General features: G+C 70.1%; 5 protein-coding genes. All 5 read left to right on the top strand.

Going from position 1 to position 6155, the window contains the following annotated elements:
* The first annotated feature begins 308 nt into the window (after positions 1-308).
* Positions 309-1910 (top strand): MBL fold metallo-hydrolase, encoded by a 1602-nt coding sequence (locus D7W81_RS06340; protein WP_120554420.1) that lies wholly within the window; start codon positions 309-311, stop codon positions 1908-1910.
* Positions 1911-1956: 46 nt separating this feature from the next.
* Positions 1957-2964: a CPBP family intramembrane glutamic endopeptidase gene (locus tag D7W81_RS06335; RefSeq protein ID WP_147445362.1), complete on the top strand. Its 1008-nt coding sequence runs from the start codon at positions 1957-1959 to the stop codon at positions 2962-2964.
* Between the two features lie 76 nt (positions 2965-3040).
* The gene (locus D7W81_RS06330; RefSeq protein ID WP_120554418.1) at positions 3041-3520 is read left to right on the top strand and encodes a tetratricopeptide repeat protein; all 480 of its coding nucleotides are present in this window, start codon (positions 3041-3043) and stop codon (positions 3518-3520) included.
* Between the two features lie 154 nt (positions 3521-3674).
* A complete protein-coding gene (locus D7W81_RS06325; RefSeq protein ID WP_120554417.1) occupies positions 3675-4772 on the top strand; it encodes a 6-phosphofructokinase in 1098 nt (365 codons plus the stop codon).
* A gap of 22 nt (positions 4773-4794) precedes the next feature.
* Positions 4795-6155, top strand: a 1361-nt coding sequence (locus D7W81_RS06320; RefSeq protein ID WP_244227005.1) for a serine/threonine-protein kinase, incomplete at its 3' end; no start/stop codon positions are given.

The raw sequence follows: 6155 nt of genomic DNA, 5'->3' as shown, positions 1-6155 counted from the left end.
TCGGGAAGGCCGGTGCGCACGACAAGGGCTTCAGTGGGCCGACTTCCTGTGCGACGCGCACTCACAACGTGCGTGGCACAGGAGCCCTTGCGGTGTTTCCGGGGGAACAGAGCTGGATACGAGAATACCACTAGGGCTGGGTTCTACTGAACTTGAACAAATTGCTCGAATCGCTCAGATTCGCCTGTCAGCTCTGCTTCCTGGTCTTCAGCACGCGCCCCGTCCTGCCTTGACTCCGCGAGTTCCATCCTCGGAACCGCTTGGGGTTCTGTCCGGGTGTGGGTGCTTCCCCGATTGCACGTACTCCCATGACCGCTCCCCTCTATCGCCTCGCGGACGCCACCCTCGTTGAGCCGCTCGTCCAGGACTTCCAGGCCTGGTGGATGACGGTGGCGCCGATGCCCGCGAGCCTGCACCTGCAGGCGTACCTGCTGCCGCTGCTGAAGGCGTACCTCCAGACGCCGGACTTCCACGCGAAGGCGGCGAAGGATCCGGAGCTGAGTGGCAGCTCGTTCGTGGGCATCGCGCCGGAGCGCGCGGACGAGGTGCGGGCGCTCATGCAGCGGATGACCACCGCGCAGGAGGACAACATCAAGCTGGCGGAGGCGTTCGACGAGTTCCAGACGCTGCTGCTGGCGGAGGCCAAGGGTCAGTCCCTGGAGCCGCTGTACGCGCGGCTGCCGGAGCCGCTCAAGGGCGTGGTGGAGCTGGTGTACGACTACGTGAACCGCCCGTCCATGCGCGTGCACGAAGGCCTGCTGTACCGGGGCCGTCACCACAAGACGGAGCTCCAGTCGCTGCGGCTTCGCCGGCTGAAGGCGGACGCGGAGCGCGACTCGCTGCTCACCACGCCGCGCCTGATGGAGGCGGGGCAGCTGGACTGGAAGGTGCCGTTCCACGACGAGCGCCTGGACAAGCTGTTCAGCCTGGACGTGGAGCCCAAGCCGCTGGAGTGGATCCGCGACGTGCTGGGCGACGCGGTGAAGTCCGACGCGGACCTGATGCCCCTGCTCACGGAGACGCCGCAGACCCTTCCTGAAACCTGGAACGGACCGGGGGTGCGCATCCGCTACGTGGGCCACGCGTGCGTGCTGGTGGAGTGGAAGGGCACGTCCATCCTCATCGACGCGGTGGTGCCCGTGCGGCCGGAGAAGATGGGGCCGCTGGCGCGCATGTCCTTCGCGGACCTGCCCCGCCACATCGACTACGTGGTCATCACCCACAGCCACCCGGACCACCTGGACATCGAAACGCTGCTGCGCCTGCGCCACCGCGTGGGCACGCTGATGGTGCCGCGCGCCAGCGGCGCCCTGGCGGGTGACTACTCGCCCCGGCTGTTGGGCAAGGCGCTCGGCTTCAAGAACGTGCTGGAGCCCTACTTCTACGAGTCCCTGCCCATCCCGGACGGGGAGATCATCGCCGCGCCGTTCATGGGCGAGCACGGCGACGTGGCCCACGCCAAGACGGCGTGGATCATCCGCACCGGCGAGGAGCGCCTGTTCTTCGCCGCCGACTCCATGTGCGTGGACGAGACGACGTACCGCGACCTGCGCAGCACGGTGGGCGATCTGCACACGGTCTTCATGAACACGGAGATCGTGGGCGCGCCGCACACGTGGATGCTGGAGGGCTTCTTCCCCAAGAAGCGCGACCGCAAGCTGGAGAAGAACCGCCGCTGCCGCGGCAGCAACTCCACCGAAGGCCTGCGCCTGCTGGAGCTCGTGGGCGCGAAGCGGCTCTTCAACTACGCCATGGGCCTGGAGCCCTGGATGGAGCACATCATCGGGCCCGCCGCCACGCCGGAGACGCCCCGCATGAAGGAGTCAGACTTGCTGCTCGCCACCGCCCGTGAGCGCGGCATGCAGGCTGAACGGCTCCAGGGCGCGCAGCAGGTGCACCTCAAGGGCTGAACAGGTTGGGCTCGACGGGGCGAGTCCAACCGGTATGCTCCGGAACATGAGGAATCCCCGGAAAGAAACCCTCACGTTCATCGCGGTGACGCTCGCGGTGAGCTGGACGATGGCGGTGCTGTTCATCGCGGGCGGAGAGAAGTCTCCGTCGCTGATGCGGTGGATGATGTGCGTCCCGGGCATCGTGGGCCTCGCGTGCTCGTGGTTCTTCCGCCGCGAGCCCCCGTCCGCGGTGGGCTTCGCCTTCCCCGGCTGGAAGTGGTGGTTCCTGGGGCTGGCGCTGCCGCTGGCGTACGCCGCCGTCATCGCGCCGCTGGCCTACGCGGTGCGGTTCGCGACCGGGGACGCGGCCTTCATCCAGTACCAGCCGGAGCTGCTCAAGGGTCCGTTCGGGGTGACGGGCGTGGCGACGGTGCCGGTGATGATCCTCCTGTTCTGGACGCTGACGGTGACGTGGTGGCTGGCCGCGGCGTCCGTGCGCTGGCGCTGGGTGGAGAAGCTGGGCGCGAAGCTGCCCGAGCGCTGGCGCTGGCTGCGCTACGGCCTGGCGGCGCTGGTGTGGTGGCCCGTCGTCGGCTTCGGCGTCCCCAGCGAGCTGGGTGAAGAGGTGGGCTGGCGCGGGACGCTGGTGCGCTGGTGGATGCACCGGCCAGCCCTGGCCGCGGCCATCACCATGCCGGTGTGGGCCGCCTTCCACCTGCCGCTCATCTTCTCCTCCACGCAGCGCGGGCACGTGGCGCAGAACGTGACGTTCCTGCTGTCCATCGCCGTGGCCGCGGTGGTGTTCGCGCAGCTCTACATGGCGTCGCGCTCCATCTGGCCGCCCGCCCTCTTCCACATCAGCTGGAACCTCATCAACCCGCTCTTCTTCGGCAGCGTCTACAGCGGCCGGCCGGGGCTCTTCGGCGGTCAGGTCTGGGTCTTCAATGGCGAGGGCGTCTTCGGGCTCGTGCTCAACGGGCTGGTGGCCGCGTGGCTCTTCCGCCACTGGCGGCGCAGCCCCCGCGGCGCGGAGCGGGCCGTGATGCCGGAGTCGGCCGCCACGCCTGCCTGAGGCCTTGCGGCCCGCCGAGCGCCGGCTTTTCCGCATGTGACATCCCGGGCGGGCTCCAGTTACTCTCACGCGCGAGATGACTCCTGCCGTCCGGGCCGACATGGAAGCACGTGCCGACCGCGCCCTGCGCCGGGGCGAACTGGCGGAAGCCTTCGAGCTCTTCGAGCACCTGCTCGCTGCCTTTCCACGCGAGGAGGCCCTGGCCGTCAAGCTGGCCCACCTGCGCGACAGCCTCCAGCCGGAGGAACTTAAGCTCCTGAAGAACCGCGTGCGGGAGCCCCAGCGCCTTCCGTTGGGCCCCGCGTCCCCCATGCAGGAGGGCGAGCGCCTCTTCACGCTGGGTGACTATGTGGGTGCCGCCGCCGCCTACCGCCGGGCCTTGCAGGAGCGCCCCGGCAACGAGCTGGTGCTGGAGCGGCTGGCGGAGCTGTACCGGATGGCCCGCGAGATGCCCGTGCAGTCCCCCCAGGACCGGGCCCTTCCCGCGCAGAAGGAGGACCGGCTCCAGGCCCTCCTGGACCGGCTGGCCTCCCGGCGTCGCCTCAAGCGCGACTGAGGGGCGGCCCCCGCGTCCTTGCGAGCGCGGATCCGACGTGACAGCTGATTCGTGCGTTGCGCCCCCCTGGGGTGGCACCTACAATCCGCACCGACGTTGCTGTCATAGTGTCGCCTGCTCCCACTGACACCCGCGTCCGACTTCCTTCGCTCCTATGGCCAGACCTCTTCGACTCGGCGTCCTCACCGGTGGTGGTGATTGCCCGGGACTCAACGCGCTCATCCGTGGCCTCGTTCGCCGGGGTGTGCACGAGTTCGGCCATTCGTTCGTGGGCATCGAGAACGGCTACATGGGGCTGTTGGAGCCGGAGCTCGTCCGCCCGCTCGGTGTGGAGGACACGCGCGGCATCCTGCCCAAGGGCGGCACCATCCTGGGCACGTCCAACAAGGCGAACCCGTTCCGCTACCCGGTGCGTGAGGGCGAAGGCTGGGTGGAGAAGGACGTGTCGGATCAGGTCCTGCGCCGCTGCGAGGAGCTGCGGCTGGACGGGCTGGTGGCCGTTGGTGGGGACGGCACGCTGTCCATCGCGCACCAGCTGGCGGACAAGGGGCTGAAGGTCGTCGGGTGCCCGAAGACCATCGACAATGACTTGTCCGGCACGGACCAGACGTTCGGGTTCGACACCGCGCGGCTCATCGTCACGGAGGCGCTGGACCGGCTGCACTCCACGGCGGAGGCGCATGACCGCGTGATGGTGGTGGAGATCATGGGCCGCCACGCGGGGTTCCTCACGCTGGAGAGCGCCATCGCGGGCGGCGCGGACCTCATCCTCATCCCGGAGATTCCGTACCGCGTGGAGTCCATGCTGGAGACGCTGAAGCGCCGGGCCACGCGGCGGCGCAGCTTCTCCATCATCGCCATCTCCGAAGGCGCGTATCCGGAGGGCGGCGCGCTGTCCGTGCTGGCGGAGGCCGCGGACATCCCGGGCCGCGGCGTGGTGCGGCTGGGCGGCTCCGGCAAGGTGTGCGCGGACCTGCTGGCGAGCCACATCGAAGCGGAGATCCGCGTGACGGTGCTGGGCCACCTGCAGCGCGGCGGCAGCCCCAGCGCGGCGGACCGGGTGCTGGCCACGCGCTACGGGTGCAAGGTGCTGGACCTGGTGCGGGATGGCCAGTGGGGGCACATGGTGGCGCTGCGGAACAACGACGTCGTCGCCGTGCCGTTGAGCGAGTCTCGCAAGGAGCGACGCGTGGACGTCCAGGGGGACCTGGTGCGGTTCGCGCGGAGCATGGGCATCGGGTTCGGGGACTGAGGGGAGTGCGCGCGCTCACGCCATGACGCTCGTCGGCCGCCATATCGGTCGCTATCGCATCCTGGAGGAGCTGGGCTCCGGGGGCATGAGCGTCGTGTACAAGGGCCTGGACACGGCCCTGGATCGCGAGGTCGCGGTGAAGGTGCTGCACCCGCACCTGGCCGGCAAGGACGAGTCGCGCCGCCGGCTCGCGCGCGAGGCCCGCGCGGTGGCGAAGCTGCACCACCCCAACATCCTGGAGGTGTTCGACTTCTCCTCGGCGGAGGCGCACGACGCCTTCATCGTCACGGAGTACATCCGCGGCCGGACGCTCAAGACGTACCTGGATGAAGGCCCGCTGGAGCCGCCGGAGCTGGCGGCGATGATCATCCACGAGCTGGCGGCGGCGCTGGCGCACGCGCACGAGGCGGGCGTCATCCACCGCGACCTGAAGCCGGAGAACGTCATGGTGCGCGAGGACGGGGTCCTCAAGCTCATGGACTTCGGCATCGCGCGGCTCTTGGACATCGAGGACCGGATGACGGTGACGGGCGCGCTGGTGGGTTCGCCCGCGCACATGTCGCCGGAGATCATCGAGGGGCTGGAGGCCGGGCCTGAGGCGGACGTCTTCAGCCTGGGGATCATGTTCTACGCGCTGATGACGGGCCGGCTGCCCTTCACCGCGTCGAACACCACGGCGACGCTCAAGCGCATCCTGGATGGCGCCTATGAAGACCCGCGCCGCCGTGTGCCCACGCTGTCGGACGAGCTGGCGGAGATCTGCGCGACGTGCCTCCAGCGCGACCCCGCGCGGCGCTACCCCAACGCGGGGAAGCTGCGCGACGCGCTGGCGGATGCGCTCGCGGGGCTGGGGTTCTCCCGCGTGGGCGAGGAGCTGATCTCCTTCTTCGCGGACCCGCCGTCGTACCAGCGGCTCGCGCGCCAGCGCATCGTCGCGGCGCTGCTGGAGCGCGGGGAGCGGCAGCTCGCGGAGAAGCGGACGCCGCGCGCTCTGGCATGTCTCAACCATGTGCTGGCGCTGGACGCGACGAACGAGCGGGCGCTCGGGTTGCTCAAGGGCATCCAGCGCCAGCAGCGGCGGCGCACGTGGCGCAGGCGCGGCCTCCGCGTGGGCATCGGCGCGGGCGTGGCGCTCGCGCTGGGACTGGGCGGCTGGCAGCTGTCCCGGACGAACGCGAACACCCCCGAGACGCCGCAGGAGACACCGGTGGCGCCGAGCGTCCAGGGCCCCGGCACGCAGGCCGCGAACGCTCCGGGCGGCGCCCCCGCGGGCTCACCGCTTCCGGCCGGCACGGCTCCGTCCAACGGCGCGCAAGGCACGCCGGGCCCGGCGATTCCGCCCAACGGGGCTCAGGCGGTGAACCCCTCGGGCCCGCCCACCGG

Source organism: Corallococcus aberystwythensis (assembly GCF_003612165.1).
GTDB classification, from domain to species: Bacteria; Myxococcota; Myxococcia; order Myxococcales; family Myxococcaceae; genus Corallococcus; species Corallococcus aberystwythensis.
This window is presented reverse-complemented; position numbering and strand designations above follow the sequence as displayed.